16 protein-coding genes are annotated in these 20,648 nt (G+C 71.3%); 14 read left to right on the top strand and 2 right to left on the bottom strand.

Annotated features, from left to right (window positions below):
* Window positions 1-48: 48 nt before the first annotated feature.
* The 5 genes from ACFY6S_RS07145 (at window position 49) to ACFY6S_RS07125 (ending at window position 6,877) form a co-directional block, all read left to right on the top strand.
* Entirely contained in the window at window positions 49-813 is a 765-nt protein-coding gene (locus tag ACFY6S_RS07145; protein WP_388823728.1) for an NUDIX domain-containing protein, read from the top strand.
* Window positions 814-971: 158 nt separating this feature from the next.
* Window positions 972-2,894 (top strand): ATP-binding cassette domain-containing protein, encoded by a 1,923-nt coding sequence (locus ACFY6S_RS07140; protein WP_388823726.1) that lies wholly within the window; start codon window positions 972-974, stop codon window positions 2,892-2,894.
* Between the two features lie 160 nt (window positions 2,895-3,054).
* Window positions 3,055-3,942 (top strand): FadR/GntR family transcriptional regulator, encoded by an 888-nt coding sequence (locus ACFY6S_RS07135; protein WP_388823724.1) that lies wholly within the window; start codon window positions 3,055-3,057, stop codon window positions 3,940-3,942.
* Between the two features lie 346 nt (window positions 3,943-4,288).
* Window positions 4,289-5,839 carry an RNA polymerase sigma factor gene (locus tag ACFY6S_RS07130; RefSeq protein ID WP_388823722.1) on the top strand — a complete coding sequence of 517 codons (1,551 nt, stop codon included), beginning with the start codon at window positions 4,289-4,291 and terminating at the stop codon, window positions 5,837-5,839.
* A gap of 189 nt (window positions 5,840-6,028) precedes the next feature.
* On the top strand, window positions 6,029-6,877 hold the full coding sequence (locus ACFY6S_RS07125) for a serine protease (RefSeq protein WP_388823720.1): 849 nt from the start codon (window positions 6,029-6,031) through the stop codon (window positions 6,875-6,877).
* A 138-nt stretch (window positions 6,878-7,015) separates the two neighbouring features.
* On the opposite strand, the gene ACFY6S_RS07120 is transcribed toward ACFY6S_RS07125, so the two are convergent.
* Entirely contained in the window at window positions 7,016-7,246 is a 231-nt protein-coding gene (locus ACFY6S_RS07120) for a hypothetical protein (protein WP_030350144.1), read from the bottom strand.
* 465 nt (window positions 7,247-7,711) lie between these two features.
* Between ACFY6S_RS07120 and ACFY6S_RS07115 the strand changes: the two genes are divergently transcribed.
* The 4 genes from ACFY6S_RS07115 (at window position 7,712) to ACFY6S_RS07100 (ending at window position 12,429) form a co-directional block, all read left to right on the top strand.
* Window positions 7,712-9,835 carry a type IIA DNA topoisomerase subunit B gene (locus tag ACFY6S_RS07115; protein ID WP_388823718.1) on the top strand — a complete coding sequence of 708 codons (2,124 nt, stop codon included), beginning with the start codon at window positions 7,712-7,714 and terminating at the stop codon, window positions 9,833-9,835.
* A gap of 151 nt (window positions 9,836-9,986) precedes the next feature.
* On the top strand, window positions 9,987-10,511 hold the full coding sequence (locus tag ACFY6S_RS07110; RefSeq protein ID WP_388823716.1) for a DUF1453 domain-containing protein: 525 nt from the start codon (window positions 9,987-9,989) through the stop codon (window positions 10,509-10,511).
* Complete coding sequence (locus tag ACFY6S_RS07105; protein ID WP_388823714.1) at window positions 10,508-11,764, top strand: sensor histidine kinase; 1,257 nt, start codon at window positions 10,508-10,510, stop codon at window positions 11,762-11,764. Before ACFY6S_RS07110 ends, ACFY6S_RS07105 begins: the two co-directional genes overlap by 4 nt.
* Window positions 11,761-12,429, top strand: coding sequence for a response regulator (locus ACFY6S_RS07100; protein ID WP_388823712.1), 669 nt, complete (start codon window positions 11,761-11,763; stop codon window positions 12,427-12,429). The genes ACFY6S_RS07105 and ACFY6S_RS07100 overlap by 4 nt, the downstream gene beginning before the upstream one ends.
* Window positions 12,430-12,565: 136 nt before the next feature.
* Here ACFY6S_RS07100 and ACFY6S_RS07095 read toward each other — a convergent pair whose 3' ends face one another.
* Window positions 12,566-14,296 carry an ATP-binding protein gene (locus ACFY6S_RS07095; protein WP_388823710.1) on the bottom strand — a complete coding sequence of 577 codons (1,731 nt, stop codon included), beginning with the start codon at window positions 14,294-14,296 and terminating at the stop codon, window positions 12,566-12,568.
* A 174-nt stretch (window positions 14,297-14,470) separates the two neighbouring features.
* On the opposite strand from ACFY6S_RS07095, the gene ACFY6S_RS07090 reads away from it, so the two are divergent.
* From ACFY6S_RS07090 to ACFY6S_RS07070, 5 genes are all read left to right on the top strand, one after another.
* Window positions 14,471-15,481 (top strand): LacI family DNA-binding transcriptional regulator, encoded by a 1,011-nt coding sequence (locus tag ACFY6S_RS07090; protein ID WP_388823708.1) that lies wholly within the window; start codon window positions 14,471-14,473, stop codon window positions 15,479-15,481.
* Between the two features lie 268 nt (window positions 15,482-15,749).
* Window positions 15,750-17,099: an ABC transporter substrate-binding protein gene (locus tag ACFY6S_RS07085; protein WP_388823706.1), complete on the top strand. Its 1,350-nt coding sequence runs from the start codon at window positions 15,750-15,752 to the stop codon at window positions 17,097-17,099.
* A gap of 7 nt (window positions 17,100-17,106) precedes the next feature.
* Window positions 17,107-18,063: a carbohydrate ABC transporter permease gene (locus ACFY6S_RS07080; RefSeq protein ID WP_388823704.1), complete on the top strand. Its 957-nt coding sequence runs from the start codon at window positions 17,107-17,109 to the stop codon at window positions 18,061-18,063.
* 17 nt (window positions 18,064-18,080) lie between these two features.
* Window positions 18,081-18,977, top strand: coding sequence for a carbohydrate ABC transporter permease (locus tag ACFY6S_RS07075; protein WP_388823702.1), 897 nt, complete (start codon window positions 18,081-18,083; stop codon window positions 18,975-18,977).
* 34 nt (window positions 18,978-19,011) lie between these two features.
* Window positions 19,012-20,640, top strand: coding sequence for a glycoside hydrolase family 13 protein (locus ACFY6S_RS07070; protein WP_388823700.1), 1,629 nt, complete (start codon window positions 19,012-19,014; stop codon window positions 20,638-20,640).
* Window positions 20,641-20,648: the final 8 nt, after the last annotated feature.

The following is a 20,648-nucleotide window of genomic DNA, read 5'->3' as shown; positions in this document are numbered from 1 at the left end:
GGTGGCGGAAGACCTGTTTATCGTCAGGCAGACGACTATGATTGACGCATGCCTCCCTACGACCCGTCGGCCTTTCCCGCGTTCGCTGTCACCGTCGATCTGGTCGTGCTCACCGTGCGTCGCGACGCGCTCTGCGCGCTGGTCGTGCGTCGGGGCGAACCGCCCTTTCAGGGCAGATGGGCACTGCCCGGCGGTTTCGTCAGGGCCGATGAGGACCTCGCCGGCGCCGCGGCACGTGAACTCGTCGAGGAGACGGGCCTGTGCGCACACGATCCGGTGTCCCCCACGTCGGGGAACACGGCCCACCTGGAGCAGCTCGCCACCTACGGGGATCCCGGGCGCGACCCCCGGATGCGGGTGGTCAGCGTGGCCCATCTGGCACTGTCCCCCGATCTTCCGGCGCCTCGGGCCGGGGGAGACGCCAACAGCGCCCGCTGGGCCTCCGTGGGCGATCTGCTCAAGGGGGAGGGTGAGTTCGCCCGGGAGGGCGAGCGGCCGGTCCCACTCGCCTTCGACCACGCGCGGATTCTGGCGGACGGGGTGGAGCGGGCCCGCTCCAAGATCGAGTACTCCTCGCTGGCCACGGCGTTCTGCCCTTCCGAGTTCACCGTCGGCGAGCTGCGCAGGGTGTACGAGGCGGTGTGGGGCGTGGCGCTCGATCCCCGTAACTTCCACCGCAAGGTGACGGGCACGCCGGGCTTCCTGGTCCCGTCGGGCGGCACCACGACCCGGCAGGGCGGCCGCCCTGCCCAGCTGTTCCGGGCCGCCGGGGCGACCGTCCTCAACCCGCCCATGCTGCGACCCGAGGTCTGAGGCGCGGGGAGGCCAGGGGCCGGGGGAGAGAGGAGGGGCCGGGCCCCCGCAGTCGGACACCCGGGCGACGCCTTACCTCGCAAGTCGGACATATAGCGTTATCTTGTCGCGGTACCCGCTCTGCCGCCGAGCGGTCTCACCTCCCCGCGAGAGAAGCGATGCTCCAGGCCATCGGATTGACCAGCGCCCCCCGCCGCGACCTCACACCGGCCGTGGACGATCTGACCTTCGAGGCCCCGCCGGGCTCTGTCACCGCACTGCTCGGCGCCCCGGGCGCCGGGAAGACCACCGCGCTGCGGCTGATGCTCGAACTCGAACCGGGGCGTGGGCTCACCTCCTTCCGGGGCCGGCCCCTGCACCGCATCCCCCATCCGGCCCGCGAGATCGGAGTGCTCCTCGGCGATGTGCCCGGTCACCCCGCGCGCAGTGTCGGAGGGCAGCTGCGGATGCTCTGCGCCGCCGCGGGCGTGCCCGTCTCGCGCGCCGACGAACTCATCGAGGTCGTCGGCCTCGGCGCGCTGCGCGACGAGCCTCTCGGCTCCCTCTCGCTCGGCATGGATCGCCGACTGGGCCTCGCCTCCGCTCTGCTGGGCGACCCGCACACCCTGCTGCTCGACACCCCCTCGGTCGGCCTCTCGCCCCGCGAGAACAGCTGGCTGTACGGACTGCTGCGCGCCCACGCGGGACACGGCGGCACCGTCCTGTACACCACCAGCGACCCCAAGGAGGCGGCCAGGACCGCCGACCGCGTCGTCACCATCGACCGGGGCCGGCTCGTCGCGGACCAGGACGCGGCCTCCTTCGCCCGCACCCGGCTGCGTCCTCGGGTCGCCGTCAGGACCCCGCACGCCGCCCGGCTCGCGGACGCGTTGAACCGGGAGGCACGCGCGGGCCGCCGTTCCGTCGAGGTGGTCGCGCGGGAGGATGTGGGCAGTGTGCTGACCGTGTACGGCAGCAGTTGCCCGGAGATCGGTGAGACCGCCTTCCGGCACGGCGTTCTCCTCCACCAGCTCGCCGACGAGATCGGTGACGCGGGTCCCGCCGTGCCCGCCCCCGCTGCCCCCGCCCCCGCGAGCGTGCACGTCCTCGCCGCCGCGAACGTCCCCGCTTCCGGGGCCGCCCGGACCCCCGAAGTGTCCGAAGCCGCCCGCGACTCCGAAGTCTCCGGCGTCGCTCGTACCCCCGACGTCCCGGCCGCCTCCGAAGCGGTCCGCGTTCCCGGGCCCGCGCCCGCCCCCGGGACGCGGGTCGCCCGCCACCCGCGCGGCGACTCCGCTCCACTGCCGCCGCCCCTGCCGTCGCGGCCGGTCCGCAGTCCGCTCCGCCCGGTGCGTTACGAGCTGCGCCGCATGTTCGGGGTGCGCAGCGCGCCACTGATCGTCGCCGCCGTCCTCGTCGCCTCCGTGGCCCTCGCCGTCCCCCTCGCCCGTACCGGCGCCACCCCGCTGCCCGGGCTGCTGGCGGCCTGGCCCGCGCTCCTGCCGCTGCCGCCCGCGGCCCTCGGCGCCGGGCTGCTCGGGGCGCTCTCCTTCGGGGACGAGTACCGCTATCCCGCGCTCGCCGGCGCGCGGGGCACCGTCCCGCGGCGCCTCGGACTGCTCCTCGCCAAGCTCCTCGTGACGGCGGGCGCCGCCCTGCTCCTCGCGTCGCTGTCGGTACTGGCCGACGCCGGAGCCCTGCGCCTGGTCTACGGCGCCGCCGCCGTGCCCGTACCCGACAACTGGATCGCGCTGAGCGCCGGTTGGGCCGGGCTGGCGGTCGGCTGTGCCTGGGCCGGCCTGTTGGGCGCCGGAGTCTTCCGGATCACGATCGCCGGGATGGCCGCCGTCGTCGCCGTACCGACCCTGGTCGGTCCCCTTGTGCAGAAGGCGCTCGCCGGACCGTCCGTACGTTCGGTGGTCGGACTTCCGGCCAGGCTGCGCGAGCTGGCCTGGCTGGACTGGCCCCGGCAGGCGGACCACTGGCTGATGGCCACGGTCAGGCTCGTCGCCCAGCCGGTGGCGGCGGCGCTCGCGTTGTCGCTGTCGGTCCTGCTCTGCGCGTATCTGCTCACCGGCCTTCGCCGGAGGGCCCGTTGGTGACCGCGTTACGACCGGACCGTGCCGCGGTGCGCGCAACTCCCCCGAAAACGCCCGCTTCTTTCCGATAAGGCGTCAATCGAGGGGCGAGCGCCGATCACCCTTTCGTGTGCTTTTCACCAAAGACCTCAAGGGCGGCGGAATCAACGCCGACAAAGGATGCGTGAGTACCCTTGCGCACACCATGATGACCGCCGCCCGTTCCGTCGACTCCGGCCTCGCCGACCCGGGTGGACTCGACCGTTATCCCTACGCGGAGGCGCCCGGCGCCGATCGCGTGGCCTCCCCCGTCTGGGACGGCGCCGACACCGACCTGGGCCGGGTGGGCCGGCGCACGGCCGGCAGCCGTGGTCGCGGGCTGCACGGCCAACTCGTCCAGCAGCTCGGACAGATGATCGTCTCCGGCGACCTGGGCGCCGACCGTCCGCTCGTTCCCGAGGAGATCGGCCAGCGTTTCGAGGTCTCCCGCACGGTGGTGCGGGAGTCGCTGCGCGTCCTTGAGGCCAAGGGGCTCGTGAGCGCCAGGCCCAATGTCGGGACCCGCGTCCGCCCGGTGAGCGACTGGAATCTGCTGGACCCCGACATCATCGAGTGGCGTGCCTTCGGACCGCAGCGCGACGACCAGCGCCGTGAGCTGAGCGAGCTGCGCTGGACGATCGAGCCCCTCGCCGCGCGGCTGGCCTCCGGCCACGGCAGGGCGGATGTCCAGCAGCGCCTTTCCGAGATGGTGGGAATCATGGGGCATGCCCTCGCTCAGGGTGACTCGATCACCTTCGCGCGCGCCGATGCCGAGTATCACTCCCTGCTGATCCAGCTCGCCGGCAACCGGATGCTCGAACACCTCGCGAGCATCGTCTCGGCCGCCCTTCAGGTCTCGGGCGGCCCGATCACCGGATGCGACCGTCCGACCGAGATCTCCCTCGGTCACCACGCGCGGATCGTCGACGCGTTGGGCACCGGCGACGGAGCCGCCGCCGAGTCGGCGATGCGGCAGCTGCTGATGGTCCAGCCGGAGGTGGAGCGCGTCGTTCCGGCGCCGCGCGAGCACTGAGCACGTCTCCCCGGGCCCGGGCGTACGGGGAAGGTACGCGTCGTCGTGTGTCGCCGGGCCCCGGGGCCCGGCGACGCGAGGGAGAGCCCATAAATGCCGCTTCTGGCCACTTGTCGCGATTGGGGTGTGACTCGGGCCACGCGGATTGGGCGTAACACTCCTGGAGACAGTGCGATGACCTAAGAGGTGACTGCCGAGGAAGGAATACGAACGCCACGCCGTGGCGCTGTATTCAGCTCCGAGGCGCAAGCCCGCGCCGTCGGCACATCCCCAGCCGACGGTCGTCGGCTCCGGCCCGATCATGGGCGGGGCCGGAAGCCGTTTCCATCGTTCCGAGAGGTTGTTCGTGTCGGCCAGCACATCCCGTACCCTCCCGCCGGAGATCGCCGAGTCCGAGTCTGTGATGGCGCTCATCGAGCGGGGAAAGGCTGATGGGCAGATCGCCGGCGATGACGTGCGTCGCGCCTTCGAGGCCGACCAGATTCCGCCAACCCAGTGGAAGAACGTTCTGCGCAGCCTCAACCAGATCCTCGAGGAAGAGGGTGTGACGCTGATGGTCAGTGCCGCGGAGTCGCCGAAGCGCACCCGCAAGAGCGTCGCAGCGAAGAGCCCGGTCAAGCGCACCGCCACCAAGACCGTCGCGGCCAAGACGACCACGACGACCAGGACCGTCGCGGCCGCCACCGCCGCCCCGGCGGCGCAGAGCGCGGACGCGGGGGCCGACGAGTCCCTCGCCCCCGCCAAGAAGGCCGCCGCGAAGAAGACCGTCGCCAAGAAGGCCACGGTCAAGAAGACCGCGGCCAAGAAGACGACCGCGAAGAAGACGGCGGGCAAGAAGGACGCCGACGAGATCGACGGCGAGGAGCCGACCGAGGAGATCCAGCCGGGCAAGGGCGAGGAGGAGGAGACCGAGGGCGAGAACAAGGGCTTCGTCCTCTCCGACGACGACGAGGACGACGCGCCCGCGCAGCAGGTCGCCGTCGCCGGTGCCACCGCCGACCCGGTCAAGGACTACCTCAAGCAGATCGGCAAGGTCCCCCTCCTCAACGCCGAGCAGGAAGTCGAACTCGCCAAGCGCATCGAGGCCGGTCTCTTCGCCGAGGACAAGCTCGCCAACTCCGACAAGCTGGCCCCCAAGCTCAAACGCGAGCTGGAGATCATCGCCGAGGACGGGCGCCGCGCCAAGAACCACCTGCTGGAGGCCAACCTCCGACTCGTGGTCTCGCTGGCCAAGCGCTACACCGGCCGCGGCATGCTCTTCCTGGACCTGATCCAGGAGGGCAACCTCGGTCTGATCCGGGCGGTCGAGAAGTTCGACTACACCAAGGGCTACAAGTTCTCCACGTACGCCACCTGGTGGATCCGTCAGGCGATCACCCGCGCCATGGCCGACCAGGCCCGCACCATCCGTATCCCGGTGCACATGGTCGAGGTCATCAACAAGCTCGCGCGCGTGCAGCGCCAGATGCTCCAGGACCTGGGCCGCGAGCCCACCCCGGAGGAGCTGGCCAAGGAACTCGACATGACCCCCGAGAAGGTCATCGAGGTCCAGAAGTACGGCCGGGAGCCGATCTCGCTGCACACCCCGCTGGGCGAGGACGGGGACAGCGAGTTCGGAGACCTCATCGAGGACTCCGAGGCGGTCGTGCCCGCCGACGCCGTGAGCTTCACGCTGCTCCAGGAGCAGCTGCACTCGGTGCTCGACACCCTCTCCGAGCGTGAGGCGGGCGTGGTCTCCATGCGCTTCGGCCTCACCGACGGCCAGCCCAAGACGCTGGACGAGATCGGCAAGGTGTACGGCGTGACGCGTGAGCGCATCCGCCAGATCGAGTCCAAGACGATGTCGAAGCTGCGCCACCCGTCCCGTTCGCAGGTGCTGCGCGACTACCTCGACTAGTCGGACACCCGAAGGGCGCGCGCCCCCTCGCACCGGACCGACCCGGTGCGAGGGGGCGCGCGGACGCATGGGACGAAGACCCGGATGCCTCCAGGCGCCGGGTCTTCGCGTTTGTGCGCCGGTGTACAGCGGCGACTCGCTTTAATGACTGTGGGTAGGTCGCTGTTCACCGGAGAGTCAGGAGCCTGTATGCGTCGTTCCCTTGCCCGAACGCTGTCCGCCGGATTGGCCGTGATCGCGGCCGGCGCCGCGCTGCCGCTCGCGACGGCCGCGCCCGCTTCCGCCGACCGGGTGGTCATCGGCGGTCGGCCCGTGAAGTCGGCCGACCACCCGTGGGTCGTCGCGCTGTCGAGCCGTGACCGGTACGGCGCGTCCCGGGCCGGCCAGTTCTGCGGGGGTGTGGTGGTGGCGCCGACGAAAGTGCTGACCGCGGCCCACTGCATGGGTGAGGATGCCCTCGGGGCGCCCGCGGACGAGGTGCGGGACCTGCGGGTCATCGCGGGCCGTGAGCGGCTCCGTGGCGGCGGCGGGCGGGAGGTCTCCGTACGGTCCGTACGGGTGGACCCGGGGTACGAGGCGGACGGGGACGGACCGGATCTGGCCGTGCTGACCCTGGCGGACGCGCTTCCCGGCGGGTACGTGATCCAGCCGGCGGAGCCCGGCGGCCCCGCCTCCGCGCCGGGAACGGCCGCGGAGGTCTTCGGCTGGGGCGACACGTCGGGCAACGGCCAGTACGCCACCGCGCTGCGCTCCGCGCCCGTGACGGTGCTGCCGGACCGGAACTGCGCCCGCGCCTACCCGGGCGGCTCAGGGGACCGCTACGACGCCGCCACGATGCTCTGCGCGGGCGATCCCGCGGGCGGGCACGACGCCTGCCAGGGCGACAGCGGGGGGCCGCTGGTGGCCCAGGGGCGGCTCATCGGCCTGGTCTCCTGGGGGAGCGGCTGCGGGCGCTCCGACAGCCCCGGGGTCTACACCCGGGTGACCACGGATCTGCGTCTGGTCGCCGAGGCGACCGGAGCGCGCGTCGGCCGCTGAGCCGGCGAAGGCTCCGGCGCCCGGTGCGCGCCGGGGCCCGCTGGGACGAGAACGGGCGGCCACCCCCGCGGTGCGGGGCTGGTCGCCCGTCGGCCGGTCGCGAGGACCGCCCCTTGGCTCGTCGTGGATGCGAGGTGTCTAGTGTTCCTCTTCACCGCCGCCGGCCGGTACGGCCGTCAGTCGGTCGGTCTCATCCTGTATTTCCGCGGCGATCTTCTTGAGTTCCGGCTCGAACTTGCGACCGTGGTGGGCGCAGAAGAGCAGTTCACCACCGCTGGACAGGAGGACGCGCAGATATGCCTGGGCGCCGCACCGGTCGCAGCGGTCTGCCGCGGTCAGCGGGCTCGCGGGGGTCAGAACAGTAGTCACGTCGCCTCTTCTCTAGCTCGACGAGCTGTCGTACCAGGGTCAACATCCAACCAGGCCGAAAACGTTCCCGCTCGCGGCTTTTCCTCGAAAATTTCTTCCGCGGCGGCCGGGTGCTGACGGTTGGCGGCGAATGAGCCGTATTGCTTCGCTGGGCTTCGCTCTACGGGGTTCGCGTTTCTTGACGTCGCTTGCGTTGCTTGTCGGGGGGTGCCCTCGTCCGGCTGGCTTGCCGGTTGTTGATGAGGACGTGCCCGGAGCCTAAATGGTTCATGCCTGGAAGGGAACGTGATGTGTGCTTCACTCCATCGAGGGATCGAACACCTATACGACCTTGGACTAGCATGGGAATAGGGCGAGGGTGGCGTGACAACGGCTCTACCAGGCATCTGTACCCTCTGACCGGTGACAGACGCCGGCCCTTTACCCCACGGGGCCACATCTCAAATTCAGCGAGGAGCGAACCGCGTGACCGCCGATACGTCCGTGCCGTCCACAGCCCTGCTGACAGCAGACGGTGACGGCTCCAACTACACCGCGCGGCACCTGCTCGTCCTTGAGGGGCTCGAAGCGGTCCGCAAGCGCCCCGGAATGTACATCGGCTCGACCGACAGCCGCGGTCTGATGCACTGCCTCTGGGAGATCATCGACAACTCCGTCGACGAGGCCCTGGGCGGCCACTGCGACCACATCGACGTCACCCTCCACGAGGACGGCTCGGTCGAGGTCAAGGACAACGGCCGGGGCATCCCCGTCGACGTCGAGCCCAAGACCGGTCTCTCCGGTGTCGAGGTCGTGATGACCAAGCTGCACGCCGGCGGCAAGTTCGGCGGCGGCTCGTACGCCGCGTCGGGCGGTCTGCACGGCGTGGGCGCCTCCGTGGTCAACGCGCTCTCCGCCCGGCTGGACGTCGAGGTGGACCGCAACAGCTCCACCCACGCGATCAGCTTCCGGCGCGGCGTCCCCGGAATGTTCACCGAGCAGGGCCCCGACAGCCCCTTCGACCCGGCGAACGGGCTGCGCAAGACCAAGCGGGTGCCCAAGACCCGTACCGGCACCCGCGTGCGCTACTGGGCCGACCGGCAGATCTTCCTCAAGGACGCCAGGCTCTCCCTGGAGACGCTCCACCAGCGCGCCCGCCAGACCGCCTTCCTGGTCCCCGGGCTGACCATCGTCGTCCGGGACGAGCGGGCCCTCGGCGAGAACGAGGGCGGCCCGGCCGAGGAGACCTTCCGCTTCGACGGCGGCATCAGCGAGTTCTGCGAGTACCTGGCGCAGGACAAGGCGGTCTGCGACGTGCTGCGCCTCACCGGCCAGGGCACCTTCAAGGAGACCGTGCCGGTCCTCGACGACCGGGGCCACATGACCCCCACCGAGGTCACCCGCGAGCTGGGCGTCGATGTCGCCCTGCGCTGGGGCACCGGGTACGACACGACGGTCAGGTCGTTCGTGAACATCATCGCCACCCCCAAGGGCGGTACGCATGTGAGCGGATTCGAGCGGTCCCTGACCCGAACGGTCAACGAAGTGCTGCGCTCGGCCAAGATGCTGCGCGTCGCCGAGGACGACATCGTCAAGGACGACGCGCTGGAGGGCCTCACCGCCGTGGTCACGGTGCGGCTCGCGGAGCCGCAGTTCGAGGGCCAGACCAAGGAGGTCCTCGGTACCTCGGCGGCCAACCGGATCGTCGCCAATGTCATCGCCAAGGAACTCAAAGGGTTCCTGACCTCGACGAAGCGCGACGCGAAGGCGCAGGCCCGCGCCGTGCTGGAGAAGGCGGTCGCCGCCGCCCGTACCCGGATCGCGGCCCGTCAGCACAAGGACGCCCAGCGCAGGAAGACGGCGCTGGAGTCCTCCTCGCTGCCCGCCAAGCTCGCCGACTGCCGCAGCGACGACGTGGAGCGCAGCGAGCTGTTCATCGTGGAGGGGGACTCCGCCCTCGGTACGGCCAAGCTCGCCCGCAACAGTGAGTTCCAGGCGCTGCTGCCGATCCGCGGCAAGATCCTCAACGTTCAGAAGGCATCCGTCTCCGACATGCTGAAGAACGCCGAGTGCGGCGCGATCATCCAGGTCATAGGGGCGGGCTCGGGCCGGACCTTCGACATCGACGCGGCCCGTTACGGCAAGATCGTGCTCCTGGTCGACGCCGACGTGGACGGCGCCCACATCCGGATCCTGCTGCTCACCCTCTTCCAGCGCTACATGCGGCCGATGGTGGAGGCGGGCCGGGTCTTCGCGGCCGTGCCGCCGCTGCACCGGATCGAGCTGGTGCAGCCCAAGAAGGGCCAGGACAAGTACGTGTACACGTACTCGGACAACGAGCTGCGCCGCACCCTGCTGGAGTACCAGCGCAAGAACATCCGCTTCAAGGACTCCATCCAGCGCTACAAGGGGCTCGGTGAGATGGACGCCGACCAGCTCGCGGAGACCACCATGGACCCGCGCTACCGCACCCTGCGGCGCATCAACATCGGTGACCTGGAGTCGTCCGAGCAGATCTTCGACCTGCTGATGGGCAACGAGGTGGCACCGCGCAAGGAGTTCATCACCAGCTCGGCGGCGACGCTCGACCGCTCGCGCATCGACGCCTGAGCACCTTCCGTCCGGCGGCCGGTGCGGTAAGCGGCCTCCACCCATGGGTGGAGGCCGTTGTTCCACCCGCGTTCCACCCGTGCTCCGATGTCCTGATCCGGCCCTCTCCGTAACGTCGAAGTCGTTGTACTTCCCGTTCCCGGAGGCTCCCGTGTCACCCATCGACCTGCTGGCGGTCGTCGCCGTCATCGCTCTGGTCCTGGCCCGTCAGTTCAAGGCGCGGCGGATCGCGACCGAGGGACGGAAGTGGCTGGTGGTGCCCATCGTGCTCATGGTCATGTCCCTGCGCGGGCCCGGCCCGCTCGACCCGCACCACCCGGTGACGGCGGCGCTGCTGATCGCTGTGGAACTGGTGGTGGGCGTGCTCATGGGGGTGGGCTGGGCCTGGACCAGCCGTATATGGGCCGACCGCGACGGCACGGTGTGGTCCAGGGGCACCAGGGCGACCGCCGCGGTCTGGGCCGGCGGCATCGCGGTCCGGCTCGGCCTGATGGGCGTCGGTGTGCTGCTGGGCGTCCACCAGGGCAGCGGGGCGCTGCTGCCTGCGTTCGCCGCCACCCTCCTGGTCCGCGGCGGTCTGCTGGTGTGGCGGGCGCGACGCCTCCAGCCCTCGGAGGGTTCCCGCCCGGCGTACGGTGATCACGCCGCCGCCGCGCAGTGGAAGGACCGTGTGTGACGCCCCAGCCCTGGACCCACTGGCCCTCGCGGGAGGCCCTCTCCCGGCAGGGTCTCAGCGAGGCCAGGAGGCGGCTGGCACGGCTGGTGCGGCTGGTGGTCGGCGGCGCACTGCTCTGGTCCACCCTCAGCCAGCGGCATGTCTCCGGCTGGGGCGCGGTCGCGGCGGTGGCGGGGGTCTTCGCGGTCGGGTTCTGCGCCTGGGGTTTCTTCCGTACCACCCTGCGCCACCAGCTGTGGCCCTCGGTGGGGCTGCTCGTCCTGCTGCTGGGCGCGGCCTTCGGGGCGGACCAGGCCGGGTTCGAGGTCGTCGCCGTCGTGCTGTGGTGCGGCTGCGCGGTCACCTGCGTCGAGCGGCTGCCGCTCGTCGCCGCACTGCCCACCGCGCTCACCGCGTTCGCCGGATACACGATCCTGACCCGTGACGACCTGCTGTCCACGCTCATCACCACGGCGGGTCTCTTCCTCGGCGGCTATGTGCTGCGGCTGGACGCCGAGGCGCACGGCAACGCCCACCGGCTGCTGGCGCAGGAGCGCGCCGCCCGCGCGGCGGAGGCGGAGACGGCCGCCCTGGCGGAGCGGGCCAGGATCGCCCGTGACATCCATGACGTGCTGGCGCACAGCCTCTCCGCGCAGCTCGTCCATCTGGAGGCGGCGCGGCTGCGGATCGAGCAGGAGCCGCACGGACCGTTCCGCGACCAGATCCTGGAACGCGTCGTCGCCGCGCGCTCCATGGCGCGCGAGGGTCTCGCCGAGACCCGCCAGGCGCTCTCGGCACTCCGCGGCGAGATGGCGCCCCTGGGGGACCACCTCCGGGAGCTGGCCGCGACGGACGGCGCGGAGGTCGACGTCGAGGGCGTCCCGAGGCCGCTGCGCGCGGAGGTGTCCCAGACGGTGCGCAGGGTGGCGCAGGAGGCGCTCACCAACGTACGCAAACACGCCCCCGGCGCCCGCGTCTCGATCCTGCTGAGCTACGGCGCCGAGGACGTGACCCTGGTCGTACGGGACTCCGGTGGCCGGGCGCGGGGCCCGGCCGGGCTGCCGACCTCCGGCTCCGGGTACGGTCTGCTGGGGATGAGGGAGCGCGCCGAGCTGCTCGGCGGCACCCTGGAGGCCGGTCCCGCCGGTCCCGCCGGTCCCGCCGGTCCCGCCGGTCCCGCCGGGCCGTCCGGTTCCGGCGGCCGGGGTGCGCCGCAGGGCTCGGGAGCCCCGGACGAGAAAGGTTTCAGCGTGCGTCTGCGAGTGCCCGCATGACCGCCAGAGTGATCGTGGCCGACGACCAGTCCGTGGTGCGCGAGGGCATCGTGATGCTGCTCGGGCTGCTGCCGGACATCGAGGTGGTCGGCGCGGCCAGGGACGGCGAGGAGGCCGTCGCCCTGGTCGCCGATCTCGCGCCCGACGTCGTGCTCATGGATCTGCGGATGCCGCGCTGCGACGGGGTGGAGGCCACCCGCCGGATCCGTCGCGACCACCCCGGTACACAGGTCGTGGTGCTCACGACGTACGCCGACGACGACTCGTTGTTCGCGGCGCTCCAGGCCGGGGCGCGCGGCTATCTCACCAAGGACGCGCGGGGCGAGGAGATCGTCCGGGCCGTCGAGGACGTCCTGGCCGGGCAGGCGGGTCTGGCCCCCTCCGTGCAGCGCAGACTGCTGGAGCGGGTCACCGCCCCGCCGCCCGCCGCGTCCGTGGCGGAGCTGCCCGACGGGCTGACCGCCCGGGAGGCCGAGGTGCTCTCCCTGGTGGCCGAGGGGCTGTCGAACAGGGAGATCGCGCAGCGGCTGCACATCGGGGCGGCCACCGTGAAGACCCACATCAACAACCTCTTCGCCAAGACCGGGGTACGCGATCGGGCCCAGGCCGTCCGGTATGCCTATCAGCGCGGTTTGATCCGGCCCCAGGGGACAGCCGGCACCTGACGGGGCGAGGGCCGGGGGCACTCCCGGCGCTCCGGCCGGAGCGGGGAGAGCCCGGCGGCGGGTTCAGTCGTCCGCAGGCCAGGTGTACCGGTGCTCCGGGCGGCCCGGATGCCGTCGGCCACGACCAGCGCGTCGATCACGGTGGCTCTCCCGTCGTGCCGGGGCCGTGAGCCGGGAGGTGAGGCGGTCCGCCGGTCTCCGCGTCCGCCCTCGGACCGGGGGCCGTGTCCCCGTCCGGGGCCGGGTCGGTCAGCGCGTCCGGCAGCACGACGGTGAACTCGGCGCCTCCGAGCGGCGAGGCGCCGGCCCGCGCGCTGCCGCCCTGCCGCTCGGCGAGCCGGCGCACCAGCGCGAGGCCGAGGCCGCGTCGCCCGTGGGCGGGCGGCTGCTTGGTCGACCAGCCCTCGGAGAAGACCAGTTCGCGCCGGGCGGCCGGGATGCCGGGGCCGCTGTCGGAGACCACGAGGACGACCGTACGGTCCTCGGCGAGCAGCTCCACCTTGACGCGTGGGTCGTCGGAACCGGCCGCCGCGTCCAGGGCGTTGTCCACCAGATTGCCGACCACCGTCACCAGCCCCTGCGGATCGACCAGCCGGTCGGGCAGCAGCGTGTCGGGCGCGAGGCGCAGCCGGACGCCCCGCTCGGCGGCGACGGTGGCCTTCCCGACCAGCAGTGCGGCCGGCAGCGGGTCGTGGATCCGCTCGGTGATCTGTTCCGCGGTGGTGCGGTGCACTCCGACCACCTCGTTGACGAACTCCGCCGCCTCTTCGTGCATGTTCAGCTCCAGCAGCCCCAGCAGGGTGTGCATGTGGTTCGCGTGCTCGTGGTCCTGGGCGCGCAGGGCGTCGATCAGACCGCGTGTCGCGTCCAGCTCCCGGCCGAGCCGCTCCAGTTCCGTGCGGTCCCGGAGCGTCACGACGGCCCCGCCGTCGTCGGTCGGCATCCGGTTGGCGACCAGGACGCGGCTGCCCCGGACGGCCAGCAGATCCTCGCCCCGCACCTGTCCCGTCAGCACCTCCGCGGTGCGTCCCTCGCCGAGCGACTCCTCCAGGGGCCGGCCCGCCGCGTCGGGGCCGAGGCCCAGCAGCCGCTGCGCCTCGTCGTTCAGCAGCCGGATCCGGCCGGCGGAGTCCAGCGCGACCACGCCCTCGCGCAGGCTGTGCAGCATGGCCTCGCGTTCGGTCAGCAGCGCCGAGATGTCGGAGAACGCCAGGTCATGGGTTCGGCGCTGAAGGCGCCGGGAGATCAGGAAGGCGGCGAGCGCCCCGGCGGCCAGTGCCCCGCCCGCGTACGCGAGGAGGCCGGGGATCGCGGCGAGGAGCCGGTTGTGGACGCTGTCGTACGCGATGCCGACCGACACGGCGCCGACGATCCGTCCCGTACCGTCGCGCAGCGGCACCTTTCCCCGGGCGGAGCGGCCGAGCGTTCCGCTGTCGAGTTCTCTCAGGTGCCCGCCCGCGAGCGCCGCGCTGGGGTCGGTGGAGACGACCCTGCCGATCTCCTCGGGGTCGGTGTGCGACCAGCGCACCCCGCCGCGGTCCATGACGACGACGTACTCGGCGCCGGTGGTCTCTCTGATCCGTTCCGCCTCGGCCTGCACGGGGCCGCCGGCCGTCGGCCGGGACGCCAGCAGGTCGGCGGCCATCCGCGGTGACGCGGTGGTCTCCGCGATGACCAGGGCGCGGCGGGTCGCCTGGTCGTCCAGCTCATGGCTGAAGGGGGCCAGAAACAGCCCGGTGGCCAGCACGGTGACGCCGGCGGCGATGGCGAGCTGCGTCAGCAGCACCTGGGAGAAGACCCGGCGCGGCCAGCCGAATCGCCGTCGTCCGGGCGTGGTGCGGGCCGCGGTGCCCGGTCCGGCGCTCATGCGTACGAAGGTAGAGGGCGGGGCACGCTTTCCGAAATCATCCCCGCGGCATCCGCCCGCGGTGGGCCGCGCCGGGACGGGGGCGGCCACGGACCTGACCGGCTCCCACCCTCGTTACGCTCGAATTGCGTCATGAAGCAAGTGGCTTGCAACGCTTGCGATAGTCTTGCGTGTATGACGCGACGACTTGCTCAGGTGGCGAAGAAGGTTGGGGTCAGCGAAGCCACGGTGAGCCGGGTGCTCAACGGTAAGCCGGGGGTCTCGCAGGCCACCCGGCAGTCCGTGCTGACCGCGCTCGACGTCCTCGGCTACGAGCGCCCCACTCAGCTGCGCGGTGAGCGCGCCCGGCTCGTCGGTCTGGTCCTGCCGGAGTTGCAGAACCCCATCTTTCCCGCGTTCGCCGAGGTCATCGGGGGCGCGCTGGCGCAGCAGGGCCTCACCCCCGTGCTCTGCACCCAGACCAAGGGCGGCGTCTCCGAGGCGGACTATGTGGAACTGCTGCTCCAGCAGCAGGTGTCCGGGGTGGTCTTCGCCGGCGGACTCTTCGCGCAGGCGGACGCCCCGCACGACCACTACCGGCTGCTTGCCGAGCGCCGGATCCCGGTCGTGCTGATCAACGCGCCGATCGAGAACCTCGACTTCCCGTGCATCTCCTGCGACGACGCCGTGGCGGTCGAGCAGGCGTGGCGCCACCTGGTCTCGCTCGGCCACGAGCGCGTCGGGCTGGTGCTCGGTCCGGCCGATCACGTACCGTCCCGGCGCAAGCTGGCCGCCGCGCGGGCCGCGGCGGCCGCGGCGGGTGCGAGCCTGCCCGACGACCGCATCGAGCGGACCATGTTCTCGCTGGAGGGCGGCCAGGCGGCGGCCACCCGGCTGCTCGACCGGGGCGTGACGGGCATCATCTGCGCGAGCGACCCGCTGGCGCTGGGGGCGGTACGGGCGGCGCGCCGGCGCGGTCTCGCGGTGCCCGGCGCTGTCTCGGTCGTCGGCTTCGACGACTCCGCCTTCATGAACTGCACCGAGCCCCCTTTGACGACGGTCCGGCAGCCCATCGAGGCGATGGGCCGGGCGGCCGTGGAGATGCTCACCGCCCAGATCCAGGGCGGCGCGGTGCCCCCCGGTGAGCTGCTGTTCGAACCGGAGCTGGTGGTGCGCGGCTCCACGGGACCGGCGCCGCGCGACTGACCGCCGTACCCGCGTCGGGTGAGCCCCGGCGCCGGGGCTCTGCCCGCCACCCGCCCACCGGCCCCGCACGCCCGCGCGTGCGGGGCCGGTTTTCGGTTTGACGGACGAGTTGCGTGTGAGCGAATCAACCCGTGCGACGCACTGTCAAGTATTTGCGAAATTGGAGCGACATATTGCGGACACCTGTTGTTAGTGGTTGAGTGAGCGCCGCCACACAGCGAGCGGCTGTGGGGGTTTCCCGCGCTCCTGCCCAAGAGGGGTCCCAGCGATGAGTAGTTCCGGGTTCCGCCGTACCTGCACCACTGCCATAGCCACCGTTCTCGCCCTGACCGGACTGGCCGCCTGCGGCTCGGACGACGACAGCTCGGCCGGGGGCAAGACGCGCATCACGGTCAACTGCATGCCGCCCAAGAGCGCGAAGATCGACCGGCAGAGCTTCGAGGACGACATGAAGGCGTTCGAGAAGGCCAACCCGGACATCGACGTCGTGGGCCGCGACGCCTTCCCCTGCCAGGACCCCAAGACCTTCGACGCGAAGCTCGCCGGCGGCCAGATGGAAGACGTCTTCTACACGTACTTCACCGACGCCGGACACGTCGTCGACATCAATCAGGCGGCCGACATCACGTCGTACGTGAAGGACATGAAGGGCTACGGCGACATCCAGCAGTCGCTGCGCGACGTCTACACCGTCGACGGCAAGATCTACGGCATACCGCGTACCAACTACTCGATGGGCCTGCTCTACAACAAGAAACTCTTCCAGCAGGCCGGACTCGACCCCGACAGCCCCCCGGCCACCTGGGAGGAGGTCCGCGCCGCCGCCAAGAAGATCGCGGGCCTGGGCAAGGGGTACGTCGGCTACGCCGACTACAGCGCCCAGAACCAGGGCGGCTGGCACTTCACCGCCGAGATGTACTCCCAGGGCGGTGACGTCGTCGCGGAGGACGGCAGGACGGCGAAGGTCGACAGCCCCGAGGGCAGGGCCGTTCTCCAGAACCTCAAGGACATGCGCTGGAACGACGACTCCATGGGCAGCAAGCAGCTCCTCATCCTCAACGACGTCCAGCAGATGATGGGCTCCGGCAAGCTCGGCATGTACCTCTCCGCCCCGGACAACGTCCCGATCCTGGTCAAGGAGAAGGGCGGTCGCTACGAGGACCTCGGCCTCGCCCCGATGCCCGGCGGCAAGGGCACGCTCATCGGTGGCGACGGCTACATGTTCAGCAAGAAGGCGTCCCCCGCGCAGATCAGGGCCGGCCTGAAGTGGCTGGCGTTCGAGACCAACACCCCGGGCTCGGGACTCAACGACTGGAAGCGCGCCGCCGACCTCAAGGCCCCCGTCGGCCTCCCCGAGCCCCGGCTGTGGACCGGCGCCACCGACGCCGAGGACCAGAAGCTGAAGAAGCTCCACGCCAACGTCCCGGTCGGGAACTACCAGGCGTTCCTGGACGGCAGCCAGCAGCTCACGGCGAAGCTGGAGCCGCCGAAGGCCCAGCAGATCTACTCCGTCCTCGACGGCGCCGTGTCAGCGGTCCTCACCAGGAAGGACGCCGACATCGACAAGCTCCTGAAGGAAGCCCAGACGAAGATCGACGGAATCCTGGCGCGGGGCTGACGCACTCATGACGACTGCCCAGGCTCCCCGGCGGCCCGCCGCCGCACCGCCACCCGCTCCCGGACCCCGGCCGTCCCGGAGCGGCACCCCCGGCGCCGTGCGCCGCGCGCTCTCGCACCAGGTGCGCGCCTACGGCTTCCTGGCCGGCGGGCTGATCTGCTTCGCGCTGTTCTCCTGGTACCCGGCGATCCGCGCGGTGATCATCGCCTTCCAGAAGTACACGCCGGGAGCGGCCCCCGAGTGGGTGGGCACGGCCAACTTCACCCAGGTCCTGCACGATCCGGAGTTCGGCGCCGCCTGGCGCAACACGCTCACCTTCACCGTGATCGCCCTGCTCCTCGGCTTCGCCGTACCGTTCCTGATGGCGCTCGTCCTCAACGAGCTGCGCCACGCGAAGTCCTTCTTCCGGGTGGTCGTCTACCTCCCGGTGATGATCCCGCCGGTCGTCAGCGCCCTGCTGTGGAAGTGGTTCTACGATCCGGGCGCCGGTCTCGCCAACGAGTCGCTGCGCTTCCTCCACCTGCCCACGTCGAACTGGACCAACGGCGCCGACACCGCGCTTCTCTCGCTGGTCATCGTGGCGACCTGGGCGAACATGGGCGGCACGGTCCTCATCTACCTGGCCGCGCTCCAGGGGATTCCGGGGGAGCTGTACGAAGCGGCCGAGCTGGACGGCGCCAACATCTGGCAGCGGGTACGCCATGTCACCGTCCCGCAGACCCGCTTCATCATCCTGATGCTGATGCTCCTCCAGATCATCGCCACCATGCAGGTGTTCACCGAGCCCTTCGTGATCACCGGCGGCGGACCGGAGAACTCCACCGTCACGGTCCTCTACCTCATCTACAAGTACGCCTTCCTCTACAACGACTTCGGCGGCGCGTGCGCCCTGAGCGTGATGCTGCTGATCGTGCTCAGCCTCTTCTCCGCCCTCTACCTGCGGCTCACCCGCACCGACGACTGAGAGGAGCCCGCGCCACCATGACCCGAGCCGAACCCGGCCAGGGCACACGCACCCTCGTCTCCCCACCGGCCCTGGCCACTCCCCGGGGGAAGGCGATCTACTGGACCGTCTTCACCGGTGTCGTCCTCGCCTTCGCGCTGGCCTTCCTCTTCCCGGTGTACTGGATGGCCTCCGGCGCCATGAAGTCGCCCGACGAACTGGTGCGGACCCCGCCGACGCTGGTCCCCGACACCTGGCATCTCACCGCGTACGCCGACGCCTGGGATCTGATGCAGCTCCCCACGCACCTGTGGAACACGGTGGTGCAGGCCGCGGGCGCCTGGATCCTCCAGCTCGTCCTCTGCACGGGGGCGGCCTACGCCCTGTCGAAGCTGAGGCCGGCGTTCGGCAAGGTGATCATGGGCGGCATCCTCGCCACCCTGATGGTCCCGGCCCAGGCGCTGCTCGTACCGAAGTACCTGACCATCGCCGATCTGCCGCTGATCCACACCAGTCTGCTCAACGACCCGCTGGGCATCTGGCTGCCCGCCGTCGCCAACGCCTTCAACCTCTACCTGCTCAAACGCTTCTTCGACCGGATCCCGCGCGAACTGCTGGAGGCCGCCGAGATCGACGGAGCGGGCCGGCTCCGTACGCTCTGGTCGATCCTGCTGCCCATGTCCCGGCCGGTGCTCGGCGTCGTGTCGATCTTCGCGCTGGTCGCCGTCTGGCAGGACTTCCTCTGGCCGCTGATGGTCTTCTCGGACACCGACAAGCAGCCCATCAGCGTGGCGCTCGTCCAGCTCTCCCAGAACATCCCCCTCTCGGTACTGATCGCCGCCATGGTGATCGCCAGTATCCCGATGGTGCTGATGTTCCTGGTGTTCCAGCGGCACATCATCGCCGGGATCAGCGCCGGCAGCACCAAGGGCTGAACCGCACCCCCACCCCCCTCGAAAGGAACGCCGCATGGAAGGCAGCCCGCTGGAGACCGCCGACACCCGCTGGTGGCGGGATGCCGCCATCTACCAGATCTACGTGCGCAGCTTCGCCGACGGCGACGGCGACGGCACCGGGGATCTCGCGGGCGTGCGGGCCAAGCTGCCGTATCTCGTGGAACTGGGCGTCGACGCGCTCTGGTTCACCCCCTGGTACCTCTCACCCCTCGCCGACGGCGGCTACGACGTGGCGGACTACCGCACCATCGACCCGGCCTTCGGCACACTCGCGGAGGCCGAGAAGCTCATCGCCGAGGCGCGTGAGCTGGGCATCCGTACGATCATCGATGTCGTACCGAACCATGTCTCCGACCAGCACGCCTGGTTCAGGGCCGCACTCGCGGCCGGCCCCGGTTCCCCGGAGCGCGCCCTGTTCCACTTCAGGACCGGGCGCGGCGAGCACGGCGAGATCCCGCCCAACGACTGGGTCTCCGAGTTCGGGGGAACGCCGTGGACGCGGCTGGCCGACGGCGAGTGGTATCTGCATCTCTTCGCCGCCGAGCAGCCCGACCTCAACTGGGCCCACCCCGCGGTGCGCAGGGAACACGAGGACGTGCTGCGCTTCTGGTTCGAGCGGGGGGTCGCTGGCGTACGGATCGACTCGGCCGCGCTTCTCGCCAAGGACCCGGCCCTGCCGGACTTCACGGCGGGCCGCGACCCGCATCCGTATGTCGACCTCGACGAACTGCACGAGATCTACCGCTCCTGGCGCGCCATCGCCGACGCCTACGACGCCGTCTTCGTCGGCGAGGTGTGGCTGCCCGACACCGAGCGCTTCGTGCGCTATCTGCGCCCCGACGAGCTGCACACCGCGTTCAACTTCACCTTCCTGTCGTGTCCCTGGGACGCCGGCCGGCTGCGGGCCGCCATCGAGGAGACGCTCGCGGAACACGCGCCGGTCGGGGCGCCCGCCACCTGGGTGCTCTGCAACCACGACGTGACCCGTACGGTCACCCGGTACGGGCGCGAGGAGACCGGGTTCGACTTCGCGGCCAAGGAGTTCGGCACCCCGACGGACCTCCGTCTCGGCACCCGCAGGGCGCGCGCCGCCGCACTCCTGTCGCTGGCCCTGCCCGGCGCCGTCTACCTCTACCAGGGCGAGGAACTGGGCCTGCCGGAGGCCGACGTTCCGCTGGACCGCATCCAGGACCCGATGCACCGGCGGTCCGGCGGCAAGGACCCGGGACGCGACGGCTGCCGGGTGCCGCTGCCGTGGGAGGCGCGCGCGCCGTACGCGGGGTTCGGCTCGGCGGTGGAACCGTGGCTGCCGCAGCCGGAGTCGTGGTCCTCGTACGCCGCCGACCTCCAGGCGGCCGACCCCGGTTCCCTGCTCACCCTCTACCGCGAGGCACTGCGGCTGCGGCGCACCGGGCCGGGGTTCGGGGACGGGCCGATGCGCTGGCTGGAGTCGGCCCCCGGAGTGCTGGCGTTCGCCCGCGACGGCGCGGCGGGGGAGGGCCCGGCGGGCGCCGTGATCTGCGTGGTCAACCTGTCGGCGGCGCCCGCCCCGCTGCCCGCGCACACGGAGGTGCTGCTCACCAGCGGCCCACTGGCGGACGGACGGCTCCCGCAGGACACGGCCGTCTGGCTGCGCGGCTGATCCGCCGC

Source organism: Streptomyces sp. NPDC012835 (assembly GCF_042900885.1).
In the GTDB taxonomy this organism is placed as follows: domain Bacteria; phylum Actinomycetota; class Actinomycetes; order Streptomycetales; family Streptomycetaceae; genus Streptomyces.
The sequence above is the reverse complement of the archived record's forward strand: the minus strand, read 5'-3'. Positions and strand labels throughout refer to the sequence as shown.

Coding starts and splice junctions, on each gene's coding strand:
- ACFY6S_RS07070 (WP_388823700.1), top strand. CDS start 19,012: ATGGAAGGCAGCCCGCTGGAGACCGCCGACACCCGCTGGTGGCGGGAT.
- ACFY6S_RS07145 (WP_388823728.1), top strand. CDS start 49: ATGCCTCCCTACGACCCGTCGGCCTTTCCCGCGTTCGCTGTCACCGTC.
- ACFY6S_RS07075 (WP_388823702.1), top strand. CDS start 18,081: ATGACCCGAGCCGAACCCGGCCAGGGCACACGCACCCTCGTCTCCCCA.
- ACFY6S_RS07085 (WP_388823706.1), top strand. CDS start 15,750: ATGAGTAGTTCCGGGTTCCGCCGTACCTGCACCACTGCCATAGCCACC.
- ACFY6S_RS07080 (WP_388823704.1), top strand. CDS start 17,107: ATGACGACTGCCCAGGCTCCCCGGCGGCCCGCCGCCGCACCGCCACCC.
- ACFY6S_RS07140 (WP_388823726.1), top strand. CDS start 972: ATGCTCCAGGCCATCGGATTGACCAGCGCCCCCCGCCGCGACCTCACA.
- ACFY6S_RS07095 (WP_388823710.1), bottom strand. CDS start 14,296: ATGAGCGCCGGACCGGGCACCGCGGCCCGCACCACGCCCGGACGACGG.
- ACFY6S_RS07090 (WP_388823708.1), top strand. CDS start 14,471: ATGACGCGACGACTTGCTCAGGTGGCGAAGAAGGTTGGGGTCAGCGAA.
- ACFY6S_RS07100 (WP_388823712.1), top strand. CDS start 11,761: ATGACCGCCAGAGTGATCGTGGCCGACGACCAGTCCGTGGTGCGCGAG.
- ACFY6S_RS07125 (WP_388823720.1), top strand. CDS start 6,029: ATGCGTCGTTCCCTTGCCCGAACGCTGTCCGCCGGATTGGCCGTGATC.